We start from the raw sequence: 22952 nt of genomic DNA, 5'->3' as shown, positions 1-22952 counted from the left end.
TCGTGACTTACCAAGGCCACTCCCTGCCATCATGAATTATCCTTCTGAGAGACGTTGGGAGAATTATGTTCTTGGCTGCTGTTATGTGGCGGGTTGCCTTGGGCGGCAGGAGCTCCCCAGACATGGCGGCCCTAACCACAAGGTCCTTGGTAGGCGGGGGAGGTATCACTATGAGGCCCGCGAGCGACCTTGTAGACGTCGAGACGCCTCTTAGGGTAAAGCCCAGGGACTCGAACTTCTTAATGTCGTAGTACGAGTCCAGCCCCTCAAGCCATATCATAACGGAGCCATCGTGACGATTCCTACGCTTCGATATAGCAGCTAGCCTGCGAAGCTCGTTAAGCGCCTCGCTACTATATGAATAGCTCCTCACCCATCCGAGCAATTTTACTTCATCAGAGTTATAATCTATAATAACGGCGGGCGCGTAACGGGCACCAAGCCTCTTCAGCGCCTCTAACCTGTGGGCGCCATCAACTAAAATCCATGAATCTGCGGCAACTACTAAGGGCTTGGCCATGACCATGCTCCTTGTTACGCTCTTCAGGACCTCATCAACGCGCTCAGGAATGAACATTTCATGGGGCCTTATAAGATCTACTCCAACCGAGGCTATGCTTACCTTAAGCGCCCTCCCAGCAGCAAAGGCTCATCAGCTCCGCACCTGGGGCACCAGTGAAAAATAGGAAAATAAGCATTTGTCAGGCTAGCTCAGGGGCTTTCAAAGGAGCAGGTATGCTTATAAACCCCGCTAGGCCAGCCGTTCTTGGCCCTTTCCTGGAAACAGGAGAGGGCGCGTAACTAGCGAGAGTGTGTGAAGTGTCGGGAGAGGGTGGAGAGTCCCCTCGCAAGGTTTCTAGCCTTCGCGAGGGTGAGGATAATATAGACATAAAGGTTCGTGTTTTGAGTGTTGAGCCTCCAAAGACCATACACACGCAGAGAGGAGACAGAACGATAAGCGAGGCCGTAGTAGGCGACGAGACGGGCAGAATAAAGCTCACCGCGTGGGGGCAACAGGCGGGCAAGCTTAACGAGGGCGACGCCGTAGAGCTGAAAGGCGCGTGGACCACAAGCTTCAAGGGACAGGTACAGCTCAACATAGGCAGCAGGGGGTCCATAGAAAAGATAGATGACGGCGAGGTGCCAAAGGCTGAGGAAATCCCAGAGAACACGCCAAAGGCTCAGTCTACGGGGTATAGGCCACCGAGAGGAGGTTCAAGGAGGTTCGGAGGTCGCCGCAGTTTTGGAGGTAGAAGGCCTCCAAGGAACGAAGAGAGTAACGAGGAAGGCGGGGAGGAGGAGTTCTAAGGACTAAAGCACTCTAAGGCCTTTCTTTAACTGTTTTAGTTGCTTCGCACAGTTTTTCGTGCACATGTCTTTAACGATGTTGGCCAAAGGCTACAAATGATTGTTTTTAACGCGTGTGCTGTAGGGAAAAGGAGGAGAGAAGGCCTTGACTCTTAGCACTATCAAGGGCTCCACGTTCTTAGAGAAGGGGAGCCCCGCGACGTTATTCTATACTGATAGGGAGACGGGAACGGTCTACATAGTTGATCCCGGCCAAGGGGAGGACAGGCCAAGGGCGCTTAGGAGGGACCTGGAGAAGCTCGGGGCAGGGAGGAAGTCGGTCCTTGTCACCCACTATCACAGCGACCACTTATCCGCCTTAGGAGAGCTGCAGGTTGACGAAGTAGCCATGAGCAGTCTCGACGCTCCCATAGCAAAAAATCCAGAGCTCAGGGTAGTAATGACGTTCGGCTACCCAGTTAATCCAGCTGACAAGCTCCTTACGTTCCATGGCCCCCCGATCAGGGTTGATGTGGAGATCCCCCCTGAGCGCGACAGCTACGGCCCCCTTAAGCTCGTGAGGCTGCCGGGCCACACGGACGGCCAGGTGGGCGCTATAACCCCAGACGGAGTCTTCTACGTGGCAGATGCGCTCTTCGGTGACAGGGTACTTGAGAAGTACGGCGTCCCATATCACAGGATGCCCTGCGCCGCGGAGGGAAGCCTAAGCACTATAGAGAAGCTTGAGGGCAGGGTCGACTTTATAGTGCCTTCACATGGCCCTTTAATTAAGGCGTCCGACGCAGGCCCCTTCATAGAGGCTAATATCAGAAGGATAGAGGAAGCTAAGGAAGTAATCCTAAACGTCATGTCAAAATCGGCTACCATAGAGGACATACTTGTTGCGCTGTTAAAGAAGTTCAAGTACTCTGAGTTAACGCCTGACGTTCTGATGCTGCTGGAGGCCACGGTCAAGGGCTATATAAGGTGCCTCAGGGATGAGAACGCAGTAGAAGTTGAAGTCGGTGAAAGGGGGCTGAGCTTTAGGGCCTCTGCGAAGCCCTCAACTGCTTGACCCTAAACGCGGCTACCCTGACGCTCCCCTCAGGCCCCTCGGGCTCCTTGAGCTTCTCTATCTCAACATTAAGGCCCTTCTCAAGCATTACGTACCTCAGGTCGTCGATCCAGTCGTAAAGGCCGCAGGTCTCGCAGTAGCTTCCGTCAAACTTGACGTAGTAGGTGTCGCCCTTCCTGGTAACGAGCCTGGCAATTGCCTCAGGGGACCTGTACCTGTTATACTCCTTGATGGACTCTTTGACAATTAATTTCACGTCGTCCATGCTACTGGCACCTTGGCCTTAATCCATCAAGGGCGGCCTTAGCTGCGGCCGCTGGGTCTGAGGACTTAGTTATTGCGGAGCCTATAATTATTATGTCAGCGCCGGCCGAGGCCAGGGCGCTAACATCTGAAGGCTTTATGCCGCCTGCGACTGCCACCGGCCCTCCGAAGACATCCTTGGCTCTCCTCACTATATCGGTGGCCTGCGCTGCGGTTATGCCTAGGGCCCTCTGAACGTCAATGCCTATGTGTATCACAGCAACGTGGGCGCCTGCGCCTTTGGCCTTCTTAAGCCATGAGTCTAGTTCCGTGAAGCCTATCAAGTCAACGTAGACGTCCTTCCCAACGGACTCAGCCTCTCTGACGGCCTCCTTAATGGTCTCCTCGCTGCTGGCCGCCAGGACGCTCATAGCGTCAGCGCCGTGCTCAAAGGCCAGCTTGGCCTCAAGGCCGCCCACGTCTGCAGTCTTTGTGTCTGCCATCACGAGATGTCTCCCAGGGAGCGACCTAAGTATGTCAACGCTTTTCATGCCCTCGGACTTTATGAGGGGCGTCCCAGCCTCAAGTATCACCGCAGGTCCTAGTGACGTGAGCGAACCTATCCTCACGGCATCCCTAAGGTCTGTGAAGTCAAGGGCTACCTGGAGCAGGTGGCCGCACTCCCTTAGCCTCTCAACTAGGCTTCCCAAGCCCCGCACCTGCCTTTCACGGAGGAACACGGGATTATAGCCTGATTGAAGCGGCAACGCAGGCTTTTTCGCTGAGCTTATATAGCGTGTGAGGCCTAAGGGCGAAAAGCTTAGAGATTTAGGGTATTACAGCTAAGTGAAGCCTGGGGTCAGGTCGGGGTCTTAGCAGTTGCTGCTGGCACACATGTCAGATATACATCTTGGCGCTAAGAAATACGGCGAGCGGATAATATACGAGGACATATTCAGGGCCTTCGAAGAGTCTTTAGAGGCCGTGAGAAGGGATCACGCGGAGGTTCTCGTTATATCCGGCGACCTCTTTGATGCGCCGCATCCCGACAACACTACGCTTGTGAGGGCGCTTAGGCTGATAAAGAATTTCGTATCTCACGGCATAAAGGTTGTAGCAGCTCATGGGGAACATGATACGCCGGGGAGGAGAGAGCACAGCCTCCTGTCGTTGATGTCTGAAGCAATAGAGGGCTTCTACGCCCCCGCTCTCTTGGGAGCAGGCAATCTAACTGAACCTCAGTTAGTGGACCTCACTACAGTTAAGTTAAATGGAGTGGCATTTATGGTGTACCCGTTCTCTAAGGTGAGCATAGATGAAAAGAGGAAAATCTACAGCAGGCTGAGCCCCTTCTATGACTCCCGCGCTAGGGAGCTGAGGAGGGACGGCATTAAGTCCGTCTTTGTAGCTCACATGCCTGTTGACCCTGTGTTCCCCTTCGCTGACGAGACCGTCACCTCAGTAAGGTCCTTCCCTAGGGTCAACTACGTAGCCCTAGGCCATATACACAAGAGGGAAATAAACTATGAGAAGTTCGCCGACGGAAACCTGTGGTATGCCTACCCTGGGTCCCTGTACCCGCTTGACATAAAGGAGGCCAGGGAGACGCATAAGAGGGGCCCGCTCCTGGTGGACCTCTCCTCTGATGAGGCGACAGTCAGCGAGGTTCCTGTGACTGTGAGGGAGCACTATGTAATACCTGTCACAATAAAGGAGCCAGGCTCCGTATACTACGACTTGAAGGGCGCTATATCGAAGGTTATGAAGAGCCCCAACTCCCAGCCCTTGGTTCACCTTGACATAACGGCGCTTCCAGGAATTCCAACGAGGCTGATAGAGGCGGAGGCCAACAGGATAGCCAAGGAACTCAACTTAATAGTCATACCTCACGTTACGAGGGCCGTCGATGAAAGTGCAAGCTTGCCCAGGGGCGAGGCGAAGACAAGCATTGACATAGTTAAGATGCTACAGGAAATAGTGGGGAACGACGAGTTCACGGCTAAGGTGGTGCTGGAGCTAGCGGCGGCAGCAGCTGAAGGCGAGGAGGACGCCGTAGACTCGGCCCTCGAGAAGCTGGCGTCGTGGCCCAAGTCGCTTGAGATCCTTAGGAGGCTGAGCGCCTCATGACTTACATAATAAGTAAGCTGACCCTGAAGGACTTCCTCAGCCATAAGGACACCAAGATCGAGCTGCCCAGGGGCAGCATAGCCATAGTCGGCCAGAACGGCGCCGGCAAGACAAGCATGTTCGAGGCCATTTACTACGCCCTCACAACAAATGGGTGGAGGGGAAAGCTATCCAACCTCGTCAGGACAGGTATTTCCAAAGCCGCTGTCGAGCTAGTGCTCAAGGATATAGATTCAGGGAGCGAGGTCAAAGCCATCGCGAGTATAGAGAAGCGCAGGCAGGACTCAGCCACATCAGGCTATAGGCTCACTGTAGATGGCAAGCTTGTCGCGAGCACGGCGTCAGACTACAGGGAAGAGATGGCCAAGGTCCTCGGCCTTCACGGAGTTAACGACTACAAGGGCTTCATAGACTCCGCCGTGATCATAAAGCAGGGCGGCCTTGAAGAGATAGCGTCGATACTTGCCCGCGAGGAGAGCAAAAGGCTTAGGGAGCTCGTGGAGACGGCTATAGGGATACCTCAGCTCAGGTCCGCGGCAGAGAACATAAGGTCGCACGCTATAAGGGCCTCCAGAAGCGACGGCACAACGATAGTCTCTGTTGAGGTAGGTCCAAGGAGAAGGTCCGAGGTCGCCATGATGCTTCAGAGCGTCAGGAAGGTCAGGCAGGAGAGGCTCTCTGAGCTCAGGGCCCTTGAGGAGGAGCTCGGTAAGCTTAAGGGGGAAGTAGAGAGGCTGGAGGCGGAAGTTAAGGAGCGCGAGGCTAAGGTAAATGAGCTCTGCAGTCCACTCGGCGCTATACCAGAACTTGAGCGGCAGCTGAAAGAGTTTGAGCAGCAGCTGGCCGGTAAGTCGAGGGAGGCCGAGGAGCTGGAGCTCAAGTCGAGAGAGCTTGAGCGCAGGGTTCAAGAGGCAGAGAAGGCTAAGGGGCTGGCCTCGCTGGAGCCCCAGGTCAAAGAGGTGGACTCGCTTAACGCTGAGATAGCAGGCATTTACAGGGACTTAACCGCGTTAAGGTCTGCGGTCGACGCGTTAAGCGACGTTGAGCGGTACGAGAACGGCTATAGACGGTACACGGAGCTCAGGACAAAGCTTGAGGACGTGCTGCGCAGGAGAGAGATGGAGCTCGCGAAGTCCTTGAGCAGCGCGGAGGCCGCCGTGTCCCAGGTTAACCTACTCAGGTCACAGGTGGATGACATCATTAAGCGGCTAGGTTCCCTGGTTGGAGCCTCTATATCAGCCTCGCCAGAGGGCTTAGAGTCGCTACGGCAGAGCGTTGCGAAGCTCGCAAACGACCTCGAGTCGCTTCGTAGGAAACAGCAAGAGCTTGAGGCCAGGCTTGGATCAGTGAGGCAAAGGGCCCTGCAGCTTAATGATATAGTTAAAGTCCTGGGCACCAGCGGTGAGGCCAGGTGCCCCGTCTGCGGCTCACCCCTCTCGCCGGAGAGGAAGGAGGAGCTGCTGAAGCACTTTGACAATGAGAGGAAGGGGCTCGCCACCGAGGAGAGAGCCGTCTCAGAGGAGCTTGAAAAGGTCAGCAGCTCCATCTCAGAGCTTGAGGACAGGGTTCGCACCGTTCAGGTGCTGGAGGCCCAGCTTGAACGCTTGATGAATTCACTCGCTAGGGTCAAGATCGTAGACGTGGAGTCCATAAAGAGAGAGCTTGAAGAGGTGACTAGGGAGGAAAAGGAGGTAAAGGACGAGCTCAAGAGCTTAGAGGGGGAGTACTCGGCTTATGTTTCTGCAAAGAACAGGCTCCTGTCGCTCGGAGTCAAGGACGCTGAAGCCGCGAAGGAGCTGAGGGGCAGGTATGAAAGCCTGGCCAGCGAGCTTAAAGCCAAGACGGACGCCAGGGACATTGCAATTAAGAAGCTGCTTGAGGCCACAGGGGCCCCCAGCTATGAGAGGGCGAAGAATGTCATAGAAGACGCTGCCAGGAGGGTTGCAGAGCTTCCATCGCTGCTAGAGCAGCTTAACATAGTGAAGTCCCGCCTGGGCGACCTAGCCTCGGAGAAGGCGCTGCTTGAGTCAAGGATAGGCGAGGTCAGGGCAAAGCTGGAGTCCCTCAAATCACAGGCTACGGCCTGCGAGGCTGAGAGGTCAAAGCTGAATGAGCTGAGGAACGCCTACACCAAGTTAAGCGCGCAGCTGGCCTCCGTAAGCTCGCGCATTGAGCAGGCCAAGAAGGAGGCAGACAAGGCTTACGAGGAGGAGCAGTCGCTGTCTAAGGCGTTAGATAAGCTCGACGCAGCCCTTGGGGCCGTCGAGGCGCTTGAGAGGCTTGAGAGGACCCTCTACAGGAGGGCTTTGGTGAGCCTTGAGAATGAGATGAACGAGATATTCAGGGTCTTCGGGCTGGACTACGCAAGGGTCGAGGTTAAGGAGACCGAGGACGCGTTTTACTTCGTAGTCGTTGACAGGCAGGGCCGTGAAAGGCCAATAGCAAGCCTTAGCGGAGGCGAACAGATAGTAATAGCGTTGGCTTACGTGCTCGCCCTCAACAGGATGATGCACTCCAACATAGGGTTCCTGCTGCTGGACGAGCCCACAGACATGCTTGACGACGAGAGAAGAAGGGCGCTGGTCGACGTGCTTGGCAAGCTCACTGAGGAGGGAGGGCTGCAGCAGCTCATAGTGATAACTCACCACATGGACCTAGTTGATAACGTAGACAAGGTGTGCTCCGTGGAGAAGGGCCCCGACGGCGTTTCTACGGTCAAGTGCGAGGGTGATTAATATGAGCAGCGTGGTGGCCGACGCCCTTGAGCTCAGGGATATTATAAGGAGCTTGGTAAGCGGCGCCCCTGAGGCCTGCGACTTCGAGTGGCGTAGCCTGCCAGAGCCCTCCAAGGGGCCCGTCGCATACTCGGTCGAGGACGGAGGCCAGGGCGACAGGAAGCTAAGGACCTACACTCTCTTTGCCGTGAAGGCGTGGGGGGCTAGCTTCAGCGATAATGGTCAATTTAATAGCGTCCAGGAGGGGTTTGTTGGCCTAGTGGTGCCGCAGGGCCTGGAGCCTGGGCAGAGGCTAAGGCTTTACAGGCAAGTCCTGGAGCTGGACGTCTCAGCCAAGAGCGCCGCGAGGGGAGGCATAGCTTTGTTTGACGGGACCCCGCCGATGCGGTGGGGAAGGGTGGGCACCGAAGTTACTTGGGGCGAGAGCCTCGAGCTGGCGGCAAGGGTGCTCGTCAACCGTTCCGAGGCCCTGAAAGGCCTTACTCAGGGCACGTGCACGGAGCCTGACGTGGAGTGCGTGCTTGACATCATAAGTAACGCCTCAAGGAGGCCCCTCACGGCAAGGGCCCTCCTGAGGCTCGCGGCCCAGGGCGGCCTAGACCTTAACTCGGGCAACGGGAGGAAGATCATTTACTCAGTTTTAGCCATGGAAAACCTTGAGAGGCTGTATCTCTTTAAGAGCGTAGTTGAGAAGGCGTGGTCCCAGAACTCCATACCAGTTTTCGTGGTTAAGACCAGCAGGTCGACGAGCTTCTGCAACAGGAGCCTTCCCGACATTCACGTAATAGAGGGCGCCCTAAGGGCTAAGGGGAACCTGGAGCCAGGCTACACCGTTGCAAACGTTTACAACAGCATCTATGATTACTTTGGCCTGAAGGAGAGCGGGCGGAGCATGTACCCTGACGTCGGCGACCTCAGGGAGTTTTACGAGAACAGGCTCTCCGTGGTGACGGCCTTTGTAAGGCTGAGGCGCGGAGGCTACATCTTTAAGGTTGAAGTGGTCTACGACCGCAGGGCTCAGAGCTACGAACAGGTGCTTAGGGAAGCCCTCTCCAAGCTTTCAGCGCTCCCGCTTACGGCCGAAGGGTATCCGCTGCCGCTTCTCATGGCAGACTCAAAGGCGAGGGTCACCTCGGCTGAAATGGACGCCGCGCTCAGGGCTGTCAGCCTCGACCTGGTCCCCGAGAGTAGGAGCGTCCTCAGGGTTTAGGAGGTGAGTCGGCGTGAGCTATCCGTGTTCAGACGGCAAGAGGCTGGGCTGGATAGTCGGTGAGAGCACCCCGCGCTCGAGCCAGGTGCTCTTTGCAGAGGACAGGGTGCCCCACACGGGCACCTACGTTTTGGCTGAGTCGCCGGACGGGTGCCTCTTTGGCATCGTTGAGTCGGTGTCTTCAGGCAACAGGCTGCTTCCCGAGGACGTCACGAGCCCGGAGTCCGTTGATGGGTTAGTTCAGATACTGAAGCAAAGCCCAGCGGTCTCGCCAACTTACATAAAGGGGACGGTGCGGTGGCTAAGCTATGAGGAGGACCTGCTGAGGGGCAGCATTTCATTACCCAAGGTGCCCCCAAGGCCTGGCACTGAGGTCTACGAGACTCCCCGGGAGGTCCTGGAAAAGGTATTCCAGGGCAATGGGGGTAACTGGCTGAGGATAGGGTCGCTCATAAATGACGGCATAAGCTACGGCATAGACGTTAACAAGCTCACGAGGCACCTGGCGATACTTGCAGTCACCGGCGGAGGCAAGAGCAACACTGTCTGCGTCTTAACTAGGAGACTAGTCGATGAGCTCTCAGCGACCGTAGTAATATTTGACATGCATGGGGAGTACGGGGACCTTAAGCTTGGCCCAAGGGCCAACTACATAGCCAGGCCCGCGATAAATCCAGCCAGGCTGTCCTTCAACGAGCTGGTGGAGCTGACCAGGATACCGGATAACGCCACCAATCAGCTCAGGGTCCTCAGGGAGGCCTGGAGCACGGTAATAGATAACTATTACGCGGGTAAGACCAGCTCGGACGATCTAATCGAGGAGCTCACGAAGGAGGTCTCTAGGGCCCGCGATAGAGGTAACTCAGACCCAGCCGTTGGTGTGCTGAACAGGCTCAGCGACCTTCAGGACTACTACGGCGATATCCTAAGTAAGTCCGTCCCCCTTGAGCTTAAGGAAATCATAAAGCCCGGCATGCTCAACGTCTTTGACTTGAGCGAGCTCGACGAGCTGGGAGCTGACGCGATAGTTAGTCATTACCTCAGGAGACTCCTGGCCGAGAGGAAGGCGTGGAAGCACAGCGGCGGGAAGAGGGGTTACCCAAGCCCGGTAGTCACTGTCATAGAGGAGGCGCACGTCCTCATACCGGCGAGGGACTCAACACTAACTAAGTACTGGGCCGCCAGGATAGCGAGGGAGGGAAGGAAGTTCGGCATAGGGCTTGTAATAGTGAGCCAGAGGCCTAGGAACGTGGACCCCGACGTATTGAGCCAGACTAACAACAAGATAATACTTAGGATGGTTGAGCCTCAGGACATAAAGTATGTGCAGGAGGCCAGCGAGGAGCTAAGCGAGGACCTGGCCAACATGCTGCCCAGCCTTAACCCAGGCGAGGCCATAGTTATAGGCAGTATGGTTAGGTTGCCAGCGGTAGTTAAGATAGATCCGTGCGTCTGCGAGGGGGAGCCCTGTAAGAAAGGGGGAGGAGACCTGGACCTTGTGAAGGAATGGAAGAGCTCTAGCAGCAGTAACAATGATGATATAAACGATATCATCGGTGAGCTAACTTAATGCCATCGCTGGAGGTTTTTGAGTTCAGGCCCTGCAACTGCCTCCTGTTAGCGCCGTGGGAAAGCCTTGCAATAGCTGAGGGCAGGGCATCGAGGGTCAAGGTAAATGTTGGCCTCGGCGAGGCTCTAGCTTCATATGACGGCGATTTTATAGCTATTGATTTTAATGGCGTTACATATGAAGTCGCTAGAAGTCTGTTAAGGGCTCATTCAAGAAGGAGGTCTATACTCGCAGTGCTGCCTGACGGTAACTTCTACGAGGTGGAGCTCAGGACGCCCACGTCATACTACAAGCTGGTGCCCTTGGAGGGCGGCGCTCCAACCCTGGAAATCAACGGCATACACATGCACAGGATCTCCGGCACCACGCCCCTAAGGGATGCCGAACTTAAGGTAAAGGCCGCTGGCGTGAGAAGAGGGGACAAGGTCCTCGAGATAGGCACGGGCTTAGGCTACACCGCCGCTGAGGCCCTCAAGGCGGGAGCTAAGGTCATCAGTGTGGAGCTCAGGGAAGAGGTGCTCTGGATTGCTGAGAGAAACCCGTGGAGCTTTCGGCTTAGGGACTTCAAGGATATAACGATTATACGCGGCGACGCCTGTGAAGTAGTCAACTATATCGAGGGACCCTTTGATGTTATAATTCATGATCCGCCCAGGCTGACCGGTGAAACAGGATGTCTTTACTCCAGTCGCCTCTACGCCAGGTTCTTTGAGTTGCTCAGGCCAGACGGAAGGATATTTCACTACACGGGGGAGCCGGGAAGAGCCAGGGGGCGAAGCCTTTATGCAGGAGTTATGAGGAACCTCAAGTCCGTAGGCTTTGAGAAGCTGAGGTACCTGGGTGACGTTATGGGGGTTGTCGGCGAGAGGCCCTGGTGACGTTTAGACTGCCTTGAACTTCTCACTCCAGGCCTCATAGGCCTTAAGCATTTTCTCGTCAACGCTGGGCCTCCTGTTCTTCATGGACTCCTCGAAGTCCGCCATGTTCACCGGCCTGAGGTCCTTTAGCTTATTTTCAAAGTACTCCCTTACAGTCCTCATGTAGGCGTCCTGCACCAGGTCCTTTATGTCACTTCCTGAGTAGCCTTCAAGCTTTCTTGCCAGCTCGTCAATATCTACATCAGTTCCGGCTGGAAGCTTGGAAAGCAACATCTCAAGAAGCCTCTTCCTGGCGTTGAAGTCAGGGAGTCCAACGTATATCCTCTTCTGGAACCTCCTGATGAATGGCTCATCGAGGTCCCAGGGCTTGTTGGTGGCCGCAATGACATATACGTGCAGCTTCTCACCCTTGTCCTGAAGGCCGTCCATTTCCTTGAGGAACTGGTTCCTTACCCTAACCTCTCCTCCTACCTCGTTGGCATGGACTCCAAAAAGGGCGTCAACCTCATCAATGAATATTATGACGGGTACGCCTCCTTTGGCCCTGGACCTAGCGTAGTCAAAGAGCTTCTTGACGTTCTTCTCACCCTCCCCAAGCCACTTGCTCATAATGCTGGCAGCGTCAACGTAGAGGAACTCCCCCGCAACCTCGCTGGCCACCGCCGCGGCCAGCATAGTCTTGCCGGTGCCAGGCGGGCCATACAGGAGTATGCCCCTGGGCCATCCAAGCGGGAATAGCTCGGGCTTCGTTATGGGGTAAATTATGGCCTCCCTTATGGCTCTCTTGGCATCGTCAAGGCCTGCTATGTCATTGAAGGAGACCTTAGGTCTCTCCCTGAGCACGAACTCGGGCGGTTCATTATCATCACTGTTGGCCTCGCCCTTAAGGTCAACCTTAACTATGTCATCCCCCTCGCTCAGGGGCTGCGCTCCCTTAGACTCGATGTACTTGAGCCTTGAGCTCACGTCGTAATACATCCTCCTGTAGACGCCTATGAGGGGGTGATCAGGGTAGTTTCTGAGTATCTCCTCGAGCGCCTCTAGGGCCTTTTTATACTTGTCGGCAGCCGTGGCGTAGTCCTTCTCCTTCTCGGCAGTCAGAGCCTCTTCTATCTTCTTCTTAGCCATGTTCTCTAGCATCTGCACTGGGCTCCACGACATGGTGGTCGCCTCCGCTTCCCTAAGCTATTATTATTAGATCATATTAAGGGTGTGAGGCTTCACGTCGTTTGGGCCACGCTTTCAACTTTGAGCACGCCCTTAGCCTGAAGCCTTGCCAGCAGGTCCTTCACTACCTCAGGGGATACTCCCAGGTACTCGGCCGCCTTTGATATCCTGATAACTCCTCCGGAGGCCCTTATGTACTCAACGAGCTTCCCCTCGAGCACCTCAGGGTTGACAGACTTGGGCACCTCCGGCGTCAGCTTCTCAGTCTCCTCCTGGGCCTCCTTCATGGCCTCGGCTATCACCCTCTTAGTCTCGTCGTCAAGCATGGCTATGCTTCTGCCCTCTGGCAGCATGCTGCTTATCATGTTGACCTTCCTTATCACGCTCTCTGTCGACTCAAACACGGACGCCAGGGACGCAGAGGCGTCTGGCGCCAGACCTGAGAGGTAGTTGCTTATGGCGCTCATAGCGTACTGGAGCGGCGCCACGGCCTTAACTATGGACTCCACGGTCCTGGCGTCGTTTATTCTCTCTATGGCCACACCTATCAGGTGCCCATACGTGGCTATCAGTTTATAGACCCTCTTCTTTATGACTAGCTCCGACGCGCTGAGCTCTATGCCCTCATTGTCGTGGGCCTTTATCGCGCTTACCAGTTTAGCGTGGTAGGTGTTTATGTCATTAAGTATCTTCAGCTTAAACCTGTCTACTTCGGATTTGACTATGTTAAGCTGCGCAAGTATCTCGTCATAGTTAATTCCCTCCCCCTGGTTGAAGAGGTCCCCAGGGCTATCGTTATCCCTGCTAAGCCCCCAGCCGAACGCTTTTCTTATTACATCCGCAATTCCTGGCAACTCGCTCAGCCTCCCAGGAACCCTTAGAGGAGGGTAGGTGTTAGCTCAGGAGGGCAAGTATTACTGATTGGGCTGAAGTTATTACGCGCCTCTTTTAAATTCCCCTTATACTGACCCTCAACTGGTGGAGACCCGTGTCAGCTTACGAGATCGAACAAGGGACGGCTGTTGGCGTTAAGGCCAAGGACGGAGTTGTGCTGGCCACCGACAAGAGGATGGCCTACGGCTCCTTTGTTATGAGCAGGAACGCGAAGAAGGTGTTCCTGATAAACAACAGGGCTGCAATAGCAATGAGCGGCCTTTACGCCGACGTAGGCGCCATACTTAGATACCTTACGGCTGAGAGCAAGTACTATGAGCTCACAGAGGAGAGGACCATGAGCCTCTACGCCATATCGAAGCTGCTGTCAGGCATACTTTACTCATATAAGATGCTCCCATTCATAATAGAGGCCCTCGTAGGCGGCATAGACAGGGATGGGCAGCCCAAGATCTACACCCTCGACTCCTTAGGCTCCGTCTCTGAGGACAAGTATATGGCCGTCGGAAGCGGCGCCACCACAGCGCTCGGCTTCCTGGAGGATCAGTACAATGATGCTTTGTCCCTCGATCAGGCAGAGCAGGTAGCTGTAGGCGCACTAAGGATATCGATGGAGAGGGACGCCTCAACAGGCGATGGCATAGACGTTATCTCCATATCTACGAGCGGCGCCGTGAAGGAGAAGAGCCTAAGGCTGAGGGTTGTTGAGGAGTCCTGAGTGGGAGAAGGCCTGCCTTGGAGTTAGGTCGAGCTTCAGTTACAGCATCGCTAGGGACGACCAGCTGAAGCTTAAGGGCCTTCTGAGGCTCGGTAAAGATATAGCGCCTCCCAGGACCCTGGCCGCTGTCGATGCGGCCTACTGGGGCCAGGGCAGCACCTTTGGGGTCGCGGCAGCCCTGGTAGTTGACGTCACATCAAGATCCGTTGAATGCTACTATGCCTACGGGCCCGTTTGCATTCCGTACGTCCCCGGGCTCTTGGCCTTCAGGGAGCTGGAGCTAATGACGCCAGCCCTCATAAAGGCCACCAGCGGAAGAGGCGTGGATCTCCTGCTGGTTGACGGTCATGGTATAGCCCATCCAAGAGGCTTTGGCATAGCCTCCCATCTGGGCGTGGCGTTGAGGCTCCCCTCCGTAGGCGTGGCAAAGGGGCTCCTCTACGGTCGGGAGGTCCCGTGCGACTATGGGACTTGTATCTACATAGGCGATGCCGCTGTAGGCGCTGTACTAAGGGCCCCTACAGGATCCCGCATCTATGTAAGTCCAGGGAACCTGGTGGGCCTTAAGTATAGCGTAGATGTAGTTAGGTCCCTTCTCGTAGATGGCCTCAGGCTCCCCTACCCGCTCCAGGCGGCGGACGCCATAAGTAAGGACCTGAGGTCGATGTTGAGGGGTAAAGAGCCTCCAGAGGTTAAAGTGAAGGCATGCGATCTTAAGGAGATTACCGCCTTCAAAAACTTCGCCGAAGTGGCAAGAAGAGCTTCGCTTAATCCGCGCGGGACACCTCCCTTATGATGGCAGTTTTCTTCAGTCCGTTGTGCTTCACCGTTATCTTAGCCCCCTCTGCGGTCTGCCTGACAAGCAGCTCCTCGTCGATTATGGTCTTGCCACACACTGGGCACTTGTAATACCTGACTATGTTGATCTCGGTTCCATCAGTCCTGGAGGTCCTTTCAGTCCTTGAGTAAAAATTCATGGGGACCTTGCACCTTGGGCACAACACTTCAATTTCTGAGCTCTGCATATCGCTTTCACCGCGACTTAGCTTAGCTCCGAGTGCCACTGGCTTGCCGAGATTTTATTCTTAAGTCCCTGAGCTTAAGGGCGCGAAACGCGTTTAGGCTCACGCTTTGCTATTTAAGCTTTGCTGGCCGTTAGCCCCAGGAGGCGAAGTAACGTGAGCCAGCAGCCCGTGGATCCTGACGAGGTTAGCGACGCTTTAGGAGAGGAGCTCGTTAGGATAGCAAGGAAAAGCGTTGAATACTACTTTGAGAACAGGGCTCTCATGCCAACCCCTCAGGGACTGGACCCCCTGCTCCTGAGGCCTGGGGCGGCCTTCGTTACCATAGAGACATACGAGGGTGAGGCAAGGAGTTTAAGGGGGTGCATAGGCTTTATAGAGCCCATTAAGCCCTTGGTGAGGTCCGTCATAGAGGTCGCGGTGGAGGCCGCCTTTAACGACCCCAGGTTCATGCCCATGGAGAGGAGCGAGCTCGATAGCGTGACTTTCGAGGTCTCCATCCTATCAAAGCTCGAGGAGGCCCCGCGCACGCCCGAGGGACGCAAGGCCTTCGTGACCATAGGCAGGGATGGGCTCGTAGTTGAGAGGGGGTTCTACCGCGGCCTCCTGCTGCCAGAGGTCCCCGTCGAGAACATGTGGGACGTCGAGACGTTCCTCTCCGAGACGTGCATAAAGGCCGGCCTCTGGCCTGACTGCTGGTACGATGAAAAGGTCAAGGTCTACAGGTTCAGGACTGCCGCATGGCTTGAGGAGAAGCCGAAGGGCAGGGTTGTGCGGAGGAACCTGGTCGAGGAGTACAGGAAAGCCCTTGAGGCTAGGGGACTGCTGACGCAGAGCACTTAAACTTTGGCCTCACCTAGTATCGAAGGCGGGCGCCGTGAGCTTAAAGGAAAAGCTTCAGAACCACGTGGCCTCGTGGAAGAGGATACTGTTGCTCTCGAGAAAGCCTGACGATGAGGAGTTCGGGCTGTTGACAAGGCTAACACTTCTTGGCATGCTACTGGTGGGCGCCATAGCATACATTATACACCTGATATATGTCATACTTCTGAGCTGAGGTGTTACTATGTCATCCCAGGCAGGCTCGGGTGCGCCGCAGCAAGGGGGAGGCGCTGCCCAGGGCAGCAGGTTTTATGCGATCTACGTGACAGGGGGCTACGAAGAACGAGTTGTGGCAGTCCTTGGCGAGAGAGCCAGAACCCTTCAGCTTGACGTGAGGAGCATCGTTTACTCGCCCGACTTAAAGGGAGTGGTCTTCGTCGAGGTAGGTGATGTTAAGGACCTCTACTACCTCATAAGAGGCGTAAGAAACATAAAGAGGAGGAGACCAACTATGGTGTCGGTTGACGATATACTTAAACTGGTGAAGCCGCCAGCAGCTGCGGAGCCTATAGCAAAGGGCGACGTAATTCAGGTCATAGGCGGGCCGTTTAAAGGCATGAGGGGCAGGATAATAGAGGTCAGGAAGGGCGAGGTCGACGTTAACCTGTTGGAGGGCGACTCTAAGATAATAGTCACCATACCAATAGACCAGGTGAAGCCGGTGGGCAAGGAACGTGAAGGCCAGGAGGAGCAGGGCGGGTGAGCTAAATCGCTGCAGCTAACGAGGACCTTAGCAGCAGGGTAGAAAAGTACCTGGCTGGAATCAGGGAGGCTGTCCGCGCGGCTGAGGAGAAGCTGAGCCGCCTAGGTCCTAGCACCTTACCTGGGGCAAGCGCCATATTAGAGAACGTGTCCGCCTATGTAAATGATGCCGAGTACTACCTTGCTAAGGGCGACCCTGCGACAGCGTTGGTTTCCGTATCATATGCGGAAGGCCTATTGGATTCACTTAGGTTCCTAGGCATACTTGACTTCAGCTGGCCCTCACCCCCTGTTGACTCCAAAAAGGTTGTCGTGGCTGGAACCTTTGACATCCTGCACCCCGGCCACCTACAGCTGCTTAGCTTTGCCTCAAGGCTGGGCAAACTCTATGTTATAGTTGCAAGGGACTTCAACGCGCAGAGAGACAAGGGAAGGCCAACTGTACTTGACGAGCAGTCAAGGCTGCAGATACTGAGCTCCATAAAGTTCGTCTATAAGGCTGTGCTGGGCGACGAGAAGGACTACCTGAAGCCTATAGAGGACATAAAGCCTGACTACATAGTGCTTGGCCCAGACCAGGCTATGGATGAGGAGTGGCTTGCGGCCGAGGTGGAGAGGAGAACGGGCAAAAGGCCAACCGTAATAAGGTTTGAGTCTAAGAGGGAGTTCTCAGGAGGTCTAAGGGGGTCAACGGATATAATAAAGAGGGCCTGTAAAGTGCTGATACAGCAGGGAGAAAATGGCAAATAACCCTTCAGGTGTGCCTGACGGCTATTACGTCGATCTCTATTTGGGCCCCCGCTGGAAGGTCGTTAACGAAGACTGTAGTCCTGGCTGGGAAGGACCCCTTGAAGTACTCTGAGTAGATCTGGTTAAAGTCCTGGAACCTAGAGGGGTCCTTGAGGTATACGGTCACCTTCACGACGTCGTCGAGGGAGGAACCGCCGGCCTCCAGAATGGCCTTAACGTTCTCCAGGGCCCTCCTTACTTGCTCCTTGAAATCATCGCTCACTATACGGCCTGTGGAAGGGTCTATCGGTATCTGGCCTGACACGAAGATAAGGTCTCCAGCTATTATTGCCTGACTGTAAGGCCCTATGGGCCTTGGAGCCCTCTCGGTAAACACCGCCTCCTTCATGCCAAAGCCCCAGCCTAAACGATGCCAACTAATATAAAAGGTTCAGGAATGCGGGCGGCTTAGTGGCAAAGGCTTACTTCAGGGAAAGGAGCCTGTAGAGCTCCTCAACCTCAGAGATGTCACTCTTGCCCAGGCCCCTCTGCTTAGCCGCCGCCAGCACCTCGCTTACCTCGGCCAGGACCGGGGTGAACGTGGAGCCCAGCTCCTTAAGGGCCTTAAGCGCCTCCTCAGCCACATAGCTGCCTAGCTCTATCGAGAAGAGCTCCTTATAGGAGCCCTTTAACATGAGCGGTAGCCTTGACCTGAGCTGCGCGGAGTCGGCGCCTCCCATGGAGAGCGCCTTAACAATGTCGTCTGGCGGTGCGCCCAGGTTCTTCAGCGCTGAGGCCGCCTCAGCGAGGACCACCGTGTTAGCCATAAGTATTAGCGTGCTTATGAGCTTGAGGGCTACGGCCGACTCGTCGCTTCCCACATATATATGCTGTCCCATGTCGCTCAGCACCTGTTTCGAAGCCTCGTAGAGGCCCCTATTACCACCAACGTAAAGTACCAGAGTTCCTGCCTCGGCATTCGTTGGACCTCCCTCCATCATGGCAGTGATATACTTAAGCCCAAGATCTTCAGCCAATGACTTGGCCTTCCTGGACTCCTCAAGGCCTATGGTGGTCAGATTTATGGCAACGCCTTCAAGGCCTTTAAGCTGGGGCAGAATTGCTAGGAGCTCGGAGCCTCCTGGAAGGGAAAGAAGCACGAAGTCGCTTTCCGAGGCGTCGGCAGGGCTGCTCAATGACTTGAAGTTCTGCAGGTCCTTAAGGTATGAGTATGCCGAGGTCATAACGTCATATCCGAATACCTCATACCCCCTAGACGAGAGCCTCCTGGCTATCCCCCTACCCATTCTTCCAAGGCCTATAACTGAGACCCTGGTCAAGGCTCCACCGTCTCTGAACCTGCGTCCTCGAGAATAAACGCCTAGTCGGTAAGCCTGTAGGCAACCCAGGCCAGAGGAGCGCAACGGGCAAAGGGTTATAGCGGGGGGTGGATTTGAACCACCGACCTCGGGGTTATGAGCCCCGCGGGCTACCAGGCTGCCCTACCCCGCTGCCCTACCCCGCCTCCCTTTGCCCTTTTAGCAACAGGCCATCTATGCAGCTTATAAGCTTATGCGATATCTACTGCTTTGACTACTTAAATTATCTAGGGGCGCGCGGTGGTAAGAGCGAGGGCTGCTATATTAAGGGAATTTGGCAGACAGTTTGATATAGATTATGTTGACATCAATGCTGAAGGGAACGACGTTATAGTGAAGGTCAAGTCGGTGGGCGTGTGCGGTAGAGATATAGTGGTGTGGCGCGGCGGCTTCAGGAACTTGAAGCCTCCTCTGGTGCTAGGCCATGAGGTGTTCGGTGTTACCGAGGATGGAGAGCCAGTGGGAGTTTATCCTGCGGACCCTGGCTCAGAGGAGTTCCTCCCCCTGGGCGAGAGAAGGCCGGGCGGATACGCGGAGCTGATGGCAGCGCCTAGGTCAAACATAGTTAGGCTCCCTGACGAGGAGTTCGACAAATACGCTGCCGCCACCTGCGGCGTGGCCACCCTGATTCACGCATCCAGGGTGGTAGGCGTTAGACCAGGCGACAGGGTCCTCGTCACAGGCGCCAGCGGCGGCGTTGGCATACATGGGGTCCAGTACCTCTCTAATGTTCTTCATGCCAACGTAATAGCGTACGTGAGGTCCAAGGAGAAGGCGCACGTCCTGGAGGGCTTGGGCGTATCTGTCGTAACGGACCTCTCCTTCTACAGAAGCCTGGGAAGAGTGGACTATGTCTTTGAAATAGTCGGCGCGCCGCTGATAAACGAGAGCATGAGAAGCCTAAGGCGCGGAGGCGAACTGGTTCTAGTGGGGAACGTCACTGGAGAGCCCATCTCGATAGAGAGGCCGGCGCTGCTAGTCATGAGGGAGCTTAAGATAAGCGGCACATCGGCTTACACAAAGTCTGAGTACGAGGAGGCAGTGAAACTCATAGGCGAAGGCCTGGTAAAGCCCTTTTATAAAGCTTACAGACTTGATGATGTGAACCTGGCGTACAGCGACATTCTGAATGGAAAAGCCCTGGGCAGGGCGGTGCTTAAGCCCTAGGCAGCGTATATGGACTCCTCTATGACGTATTTTCTCCTTGAAATCTCAAGCAGGTGCCTGGTGAACAAAAGGGCGAAGGCCACTACAACTATGCCGAATATCAGGGAAGCGTAGGCCGCGAGCGCTATGTTACCTTCATTGGTGGCCACGTCAAGTATCTTCAGTATTCCATGTGACACCTCGAGCGTTTTATCGCCTATGATGTCAGGCCAGTACTCCCCAATCATAAGTCCTCCCCAGGCGCTGTCTATTGTCGACGTCAGCCCAGTGACTATGTATGGTAGGGTTCCAGGAATCAGTATCTTGCGCAGCCTCTTGAAGAAGCCCATGTTTAGGTTGTCCATGAGCTCTACAACTTCATGTGGGACCGCCTTAATGCCCATCCAGTACGCGTAGAATATGTAGTAGAACGTGCTTACAAAGCCAAGGAACAGGACGTAGAGCTCGTTGGTAAAGCCTCCAAACGCCCTGTAGAGTATGGCGCTGGTTGCAAGGAAGAGCAAGGGGAAGTAGGCTGGAGCTGGCAGCGCTGAGAGGGACTGAATCAGCGGTATGAAGACCGCCTCCGCCCTCCTGTGGAAGGCCAGGTAGTAACCTACGAAGACGGCAATTGCAAACGATATCAACGTGATTACGGCCACTCTCGCGTAGTCATAGGCTAGGCCGACAATTATAGGCCATGTATTGGAGAGAAGGTAGTTCCAAGTACTTGGCTTTACCGACAGCGCTGCCTTCGCAGCGCCATAAATTATAAGCAATAGCAGCACCGCGCCGACGATCCTGAGGGCCCAGTCAAGCTGCCTTTCAGATAGCTGTATCCTTTCAACTCTCCGTAAAGGTACCGCCCTAACAGGCCTGGAGGTGACGGTTGTTATCACGCGCAGCGGCCTGGCGGCCGCGTAGAATCTGCTCAGGGACCTCCACCTGGTCCTGACCCCTGGATGAGCGGACCTAGGCGGCGTGTCCAGCCCGTACTTTGCTACTGCCCAGTTGGCAAAGTTCCTTAAGGCAAAGATTACGCCAGCAATAAGCATGGCGAGGCCTAGGAGGGAGTAGTAGACGTAATTAAGCATGCCCTCATTCATGAATTTGGCTATCAGGGACCCTATGCCAAACACGTGGTAGCTAGTTGCCCCTATAGAGAACACCTCGCTCACAGTTATGTAAAAGTACGCGTCAGCGAAGCTAGGAATTAGGTTGGCTGCTATGCGGGGCATAGAAAAAGGTATGTAAAGCCTCCTCATCTTGGCTATAAAGCCATACCTTAGGTTCTCAGCTACCTCTAGCATTGGGAGTGGCAACGTTTTGAACGCCTGGTAGATGCCCATCCATATGTTCCACACCACAGCCGTGAATACAAGGAAATCGACGGCCAGCTCGACGCCTATGTAACCCCCGATCCTGTCAACGAAGAAGATCAACACCACTGGGAAGAATGATATCACAGGAACGGACTCCAGGACTTCGCTAAGGCCGACATAGACGCTCTCAAAGGCCCTGCTCTTAATGGCTAAGTATCCAAGGAGCCAGCCAGTTACTATGGAGAGCCCTATTGTCAGGAAGACCCTGCCGGTGGTAGCGAGTATTGCGAGGGCAATAGTAACGTAGATGTTAGCATAGCTCATAATCACGCCCCTCTGTACTCGGCTATATAATCGTAAAGTACGTCGGTGTAGTTCATGAACTCTGGATCCCTCGGGTTTCTGGGTCTCGGCAGGTTTATCTTAACCTTGCCAGTTATCGTCGCAGGCCTCCCGTTCAAAATGTAGACTACGTCTGCCAGCTCTACGGCCTCTGCAAGGTTATGAGTTACCATAACTACACCCTTGAGCGGCGTGTTCACGTTAAATAACATATTATAGACCTCCCTCCTTAGCGACTCCGCAGTGAGCTCGTCCAGGTGGGAGAAGGGCTCATCCATGAGGAGCACTATGGGATCGGCCGCCAGCGCCCTCGCTATGGCGACCCTCTGTCTCATGCCCCCGCTCAGTTCCTTGGGGTAAAAGTGCTCAAAGCCCTTCAGACCGACGACTTCTATCATCTGGAGGGCTACCTGCCTCGCTACGTCTTTGGGCAGGTGCCTGACCTCGGTGCCCATGAGGACGTTGTCAAGCACCGTCATCCATGGGAAAGTAACTATGGATTGGTGGACCATCATTATCTTAGGAGTGGGCCTCGTTACCTCCTCATTCATGAGGAGGACCCTGCCGCTCGAGGGTTTTATGAAACCCCCCAGTATCCTCAGCAGCGTCGACTTGCCGGCACCTGAGGGTCCCACTATTACTACGAAGTTATTTTCATCAACTTCTAGGTTTACATGGTCAAGGACCTTATAGTTATTATATGAGAACGATATGTCCTCGGCTTCTAGCACGGGGCCGGCAGCAGCGCTTGGGGCGACGGCCTCTAGGGAACTCGTTCTTCCAACGTATCCACCCCACCTAATCATTGATCGATCTGACACCTGGCTTCAGGGTTATTAATTCTTCAACAGTGTTGGGTATCCCTAAATGGTAGGATGGAAACGCCGTAGAGACGTCCTTTCCAAGGTCCTTAAGGATCTGCATTAAATACCCCTAGAGCCTAGGTAAGAGCTTACCGCCGCAGAGAACGCCTCATAGAGGCCCTCATCTATTGCCACGAGAACTATCTTAAAGGGCGGCGGGCCGTTTACATCAATAAACTTCTTTATTTCGTCAACCATGGCGTTTGCAGCCACCGTGAACGGGACTCCTCCCACCCCGGTGCCCATCCCGGGGAAGGCTATGCTGTTGACGTTAAGCTGCCTCGCAACCTTAAGTGCTGCCCTGGTGGCAAGCCTCACGTTGGTCTCATTGGTGGGCGAAGCTGGCTCCTTCATTGTAGGCGCGTGTATTACATACTTAGCCTTGAGTTTGCCCGCGGTGGTAGCCACGGCATCCCCTATGTCGACAGGAGCCTTGGATATAGCTTCATCCTCTATCACCTTGCCGCCCTTTCGCCTTATAGCGCCTGCAACGCCGCCACCCATTATTAGGTAGGAGTTGGCCGGGTTAACTATTGCGTCAGCTTCTTCATCAGTTATATCGCCAAGCTTGACTATAACTGCGACCTGGCCATACCTGACAGCGAGCAAGGCCCTCCCTAAAGTCTATAGGAAGGGCCATCTAAAAAGCTATCAACGCTTA

The 22952-nt window shown here is 54.9% G+C and carries 25 protein-coding genes and 1 tRNA gene; 14 read left to right on the top strand and 12 right to left on the bottom strand.

The features are described 5' to 3' along the window. Positions 1-7: 7 nt before the first annotated feature. Positions 8-616 carry a ParB N-terminal domain-containing protein gene (locus ASAC_RS04855; protein WP_476692189.1) on the bottom strand — a complete coding sequence of 203 codons (609 nt, stop codon included), beginning with the start codon at positions 614-616 and terminating at the stop codon, positions 8-10. 203 nt (positions 617-819) lie between these two features. On the opposite strand from ASAC_RS04855, the gene ASAC_RS04850 reads away from it, so the two are divergent. After that, a complete protein-coding gene (locus ASAC_RS04850) occupies positions 820-1308 on the top strand; it encodes an OB-fold nucleic acid binding domain-containing protein (protein WP_013266879.1) in 489 nt (162 codons plus the stop codon). Positions 1309-1453: 145 nt separating this feature from the next. Further along, positions 1454-2362, top strand: coding sequence for an MBL fold metallo-hydrolase (locus ASAC_RS04845; protein WP_013266878.1), 909 nt, complete (start codon positions 1454-1456; stop codon positions 2360-2362). Here the strand turns inward: ASAC_RS04845 and ASAC_RS04840 are convergent. Both ASAC_RS04840 and ASAC_RS04835 read right to left on the bottom strand, forming a co-directional pair. Next, positions 2331-2627 carry a hypothetical protein gene (locus ASAC_RS04840; RefSeq protein WP_013266877.1) on the bottom strand — a complete coding sequence of 99 codons (297 nt, stop codon included), beginning with the start codon at positions 2625-2627 and terminating at the stop codon, positions 2331-2333. The two genes, ASAC_RS04845 and ASAC_RS04840, sit on opposite strands and share 32 nt — an antisense overlap. A gap of 1 nt (position 2628) precedes the next feature. Next, entirely contained in the window at positions 2629-3324 is a 696-nt protein-coding gene (locus ASAC_RS04835; RefSeq protein WP_148217157.1) for an orotidine 5'-phosphate decarboxylase / HUMPS family protein, read from the bottom strand. A 175-nt stretch (positions 3325-3499) separates the two neighbouring features. Here ASAC_RS04835 and ASAC_RS04830 point away from each other — a divergent pair, with 175 nt between their 5' ends. From ASAC_RS04830 to ASAC_RS04810, 5 genes are read left to right on the top strand one after another with little or no spacing between them, the layout of a single operon-like run. Then, positions 3500-4732, top strand: a complete 1233-nt coding sequence (locus ASAC_RS04830; protein WP_013266875.1) for a metallophosphoesterase family protein — start codon at positions 3500-3502, stop codon at positions 4730-4732. Next, positions 4729-7467: an AAA family ATPase gene (locus ASAC_RS04825; protein WP_013266874.1), complete on the top strand. Its 2739-nt coding sequence runs from the start codon at positions 4729-4731 to the stop codon at positions 7465-7467. Before ASAC_RS04830 ends, ASAC_RS04825 begins: the two co-directional genes overlap by 4 nt. Position 7468: 1 nt before the next feature. Next, complete coding sequence (locus tag ASAC_RS04820; protein ID WP_013266873.1) at positions 7469-8677, top strand: DNA double-strand break repair nuclease NurA; 1209 nt, start codon at positions 7469-7471, stop codon at positions 8675-8677. Positions 8678-8690: 13 nt separating this feature from the next. Then, positions 8691-10247 carry an ATP-binding protein gene (locus ASAC_RS04815; RefSeq protein ID WP_013266872.1) on the top strand — a complete coding sequence of 519 codons (1557 nt, stop codon included), beginning with the start codon at positions 8691-8693 and terminating at the stop codon, positions 10245-10247. Next, positions 10247-11125 (top strand): class I SAM-dependent methyltransferase, encoded by an 879-nt coding sequence (locus ASAC_RS04810; protein WP_013266871.1) that lies wholly within the window; start codon positions 10247-10249, stop codon positions 11123-11125. The genes ASAC_RS04815 and ASAC_RS04810 overlap by 1 nt, the downstream gene beginning before the upstream one ends. Before the next feature lie 3 nt (positions 11126-11128). On the opposite strand, the gene ASAC_RS04805 is transcribed toward ASAC_RS04810, so the two are convergent. Then, a complete protein-coding gene (locus ASAC_RS04805; RefSeq protein WP_013266870.1) occupies positions 11129-12286 on the bottom strand; it encodes an ATP-binding protein in 1158 nt (385 codons plus the stop codon). Positions 12287-12345: 59 nt separating this feature from the next. Beyond that, positions 12346-13146 (bottom strand): hypothetical protein, encoded by an 801-nt coding sequence (locus ASAC_RS04800; protein WP_013266869.1) that lies wholly within the window; start codon positions 13144-13146, stop codon positions 12346-12348. Positions 13147-13280: 134 nt separating this feature from the next. Between ASAC_RS04800 and ASAC_RS04795 the strand changes: the two genes are divergently transcribed. Both ASAC_RS04795 and ASAC_RS04790 read left to right on the top strand, forming a co-directional pair. Further along, positions 13281-13904 (top strand): Ntn hydrolase family protein, encoded by a 624-nt coding sequence (locus ASAC_RS04795; RefSeq protein ID WP_013266868.1) that lies wholly within the window; start codon positions 13281-13283, stop codon positions 13902-13904. Further along, the gene (locus ASAC_RS04790; protein ID WP_013266867.1) at positions 13891-14700 is read left to right on the top strand and encodes an endonuclease V; all 810 of its coding nucleotides are present in this window, start codon (positions 13891-13893) and stop codon (positions 14698-14700) included. Before ASAC_RS04795 ends, ASAC_RS04790 begins: the two co-directional genes overlap by 14 nt. Here ASAC_RS04790 and ASAC_RS04785 read toward each other — a convergent pair. Continuing rightward, entirely contained in the window at positions 14672-14929 is a 258-nt protein-coding gene (locus ASAC_RS04785; RefSeq protein ID WP_148217156.1) for a hypothetical protein, read from the bottom strand. The two genes, ASAC_RS04790 and ASAC_RS04785, sit on opposite strands and share 29 nt — an antisense overlap. A gap of 153 nt (positions 14930-15082) precedes the next feature. On the opposite strand from ASAC_RS04785, the gene amrA reads away from it, so the two are divergent. Genes amrA through ASAC_RS04765 form a run of 4 tightly spaced genes read left to right on the top strand, consistent with a single transcriptional unit; the run spans position 15083 to position 17260 of the window. Next, on the top strand, positions 15083-15769 hold the full coding sequence (gene amrA, locus ASAC_RS04780; protein WP_148217155.1) for an AmmeMemoRadiSam system protein A: 687 nt from the start codon (positions 15083-15085) through the stop codon (positions 15767-15769). Positions 15770-15803: 34 nt separating this feature from the next. Continuing rightward, positions 15804-15983: a protein translocase SEC61 complex subunit gamma gene (locus tag ASAC_RS04775; protein ID WP_013266864.1), complete on the top strand. Its 180-nt coding sequence runs from the start codon at positions 15804-15806 to the stop codon at positions 15981-15983. 9 nt (positions 15984-15992) lie between these two features. Beyond that, positions 15993-16511 carry a transcription elongation factor Spt5 gene (locus tag ASAC_RS04770; RefSeq protein ID WP_013266863.1) on the top strand — a complete coding sequence of 173 codons (519 nt, stop codon included), beginning with the start codon at positions 15993-15995 and terminating at the stop codon, positions 16509-16511. A 5-nt stretch (positions 16512-16516) separates the two neighbouring features. Continuing rightward, positions 16517-17260, top strand: coding sequence for a DUF357 domain-containing protein (locus ASAC_RS04765; RefSeq protein ID WP_083774052.1), 744 nt, complete (start codon positions 16517-16519; stop codon positions 17258-17260). Between the two features lie 4 nt (positions 17261-17264). Here the strand turns inward: ASAC_RS04765 and ASAC_RS04760 are convergent, their stop codons facing one another. From ASAC_RS04760 to ASAC_RS04750, 3 genes are all read right to left on the bottom strand, one after another. Continuing rightward, a complete protein-coding gene (locus ASAC_RS04760) occupies positions 17265-17648 on the bottom strand; it encodes a RidA family protein (RefSeq protein ID WP_013266861.1) in 384 nt (127 codons plus the stop codon). Between the two features lie 73 nt (positions 17649-17721). Further along, entirely contained in the window at positions 17722-18579 is an 858-nt protein-coding gene (locus tag ASAC_RS04755; RefSeq protein WP_013266860.1) for an NAD(P)-dependent oxidoreductase, read from the bottom strand. 98 nt (positions 18580-18677) lie between these two features. Further along, a tRNA-Met gene (locus tag ASAC_RS04750) sits at positions 18678-18751 on the bottom strand. A 107-nt stretch (positions 18752-18858) separates the two neighbouring features. On the opposite strand from ASAC_RS04750, the gene ASAC_RS04745 reads away from it, so the two are divergent. Beyond that, the gene (locus ASAC_RS04745; protein ID WP_013266859.1) at positions 18859-19785 is read left to right on the top strand and encodes a zinc-binding dehydrogenase; all 927 of its coding nucleotides are present in this window, start codon (positions 18859-18861) and stop codon (positions 19783-19785) included. Here the strand turns inward: ASAC_RS04745 and ASAC_RS04740 are convergent. From ASAC_RS04740 to ASAC_RS04730, 3 genes are all read right to left on the bottom strand, one after another. Next, positions 19782-21410, bottom strand: coding sequence for an ABC transporter permease subunit (locus tag ASAC_RS04740; RefSeq protein WP_013266858.1), 1629 nt, complete (start codon positions 21408-21410; stop codon positions 19782-19784). The two genes, ASAC_RS04745 and ASAC_RS04740, sit on opposite strands and share 4 nt — an antisense overlap. A 2-nt stretch (positions 21411-21412) precedes the next feature. After that, positions 21413-22234: an ABC transporter ATP-binding protein gene (locus tag ASAC_RS04735; RefSeq protein ID WP_013266857.1), complete on the bottom strand. Its 822-nt coding sequence runs from the start codon at positions 22232-22234 to the stop codon at positions 21413-21415. A gap of 117 nt (positions 22235-22351) precedes the next feature. Next, entirely contained in the window at positions 22352-22900 is a 549-nt protein-coding gene (locus ASAC_RS04730; protein WP_013266856.1) for a macro domain-containing protein, read from the bottom strand. Positions 22901-22952 lie beyond the last annotated feature (52 nt).

Origin of the sequence: Acidilobus saccharovorans 345-15, from assembly GCF_000144915.1 — an archaeon.
Classification (GTDB): domain Archaea; phylum Thermoproteota; class Thermoprotei_A; order Sulfolobales; family Acidilobaceae; genus Acidilobus; species Acidilobus saccharovorans.
This window is presented reverse-complemented; position numbering and strand designations above follow the sequence as displayed.

Coding starts and splice junctions, on each gene's coding strand:
- ASAC_RS04735 (WP_013266857.1), bottom strand. CDS start 22,234: ATGATTAGGTGGGGTGGATACGTTGGAAGAACGAGTTCCCTAGAGGCC.
- ASAC_RS04740 (WP_013266858.1), bottom strand. CDS start 21,410: ATGAGCTATGCTAACATCTACGTTACTATTGCCCTCGCAATACTCGCT.
- ASAC_RS04810 (WP_013266871.1), top strand. CDS start 10,247: ATGCCATCGCTGGAGGTTTTTGAGTTCAGGCCCTGCAACTGCCTCCTG.
- ASAC_RS04760 (WP_013266861.1), bottom strand. CDS start 17,648: ATGAAGGAGGCGGTGTTTACCGAGAGGGCTCCAAGGCCCATAGGGCCT.
- ASAC_RS04825 (WP_013266874.1), top strand. CDS start 4,729: ATGACTTACATAATAAGTAAGCTGACCCTGAAGGACTTCCTCAGCCAT.
- ASAC_RS04820 (WP_013266873.1), top strand. CDS start 7,469: ATGAGCAGCGTGGTGGCCGACGCCCTTGAGCTCAGGGATATTATAAGG.
- ASAC_RS04770 (WP_013266863.1), top strand. CDS start 15,993: ATGTCATCCCAGGCAGGCTCGGGTGCGCCGCAGCAAGGGGGAGGCGCT.
- ASAC_RS04830 (WP_013266875.1), top strand. CDS start 3,500: ATGTCAGATATACATCTTGGCGCTAAGAAATACGGCGAGCGGATAATA.
- ASAC_RS04785 (WP_148217156.1), bottom strand. CDS start 14,929: ATGCAGAGCTCAGAAATTGAAGTGTTGTGCCCAAGGTGCAAGGTCCCC.
- ASAC_RS04805 (WP_013266870.1), bottom strand. CDS start 12,286: ATGTCGTGGAGCCCAGTGCAGATGCTAGAGAACATGGCTAAGAAGAAG.
- ASAC_RS04840 (WP_013266877.1), bottom strand. CDS start 2,627: ATGGACGACGTGAAATTAATTGTCAAAGAGTCCATCAAGGAGTATAAC.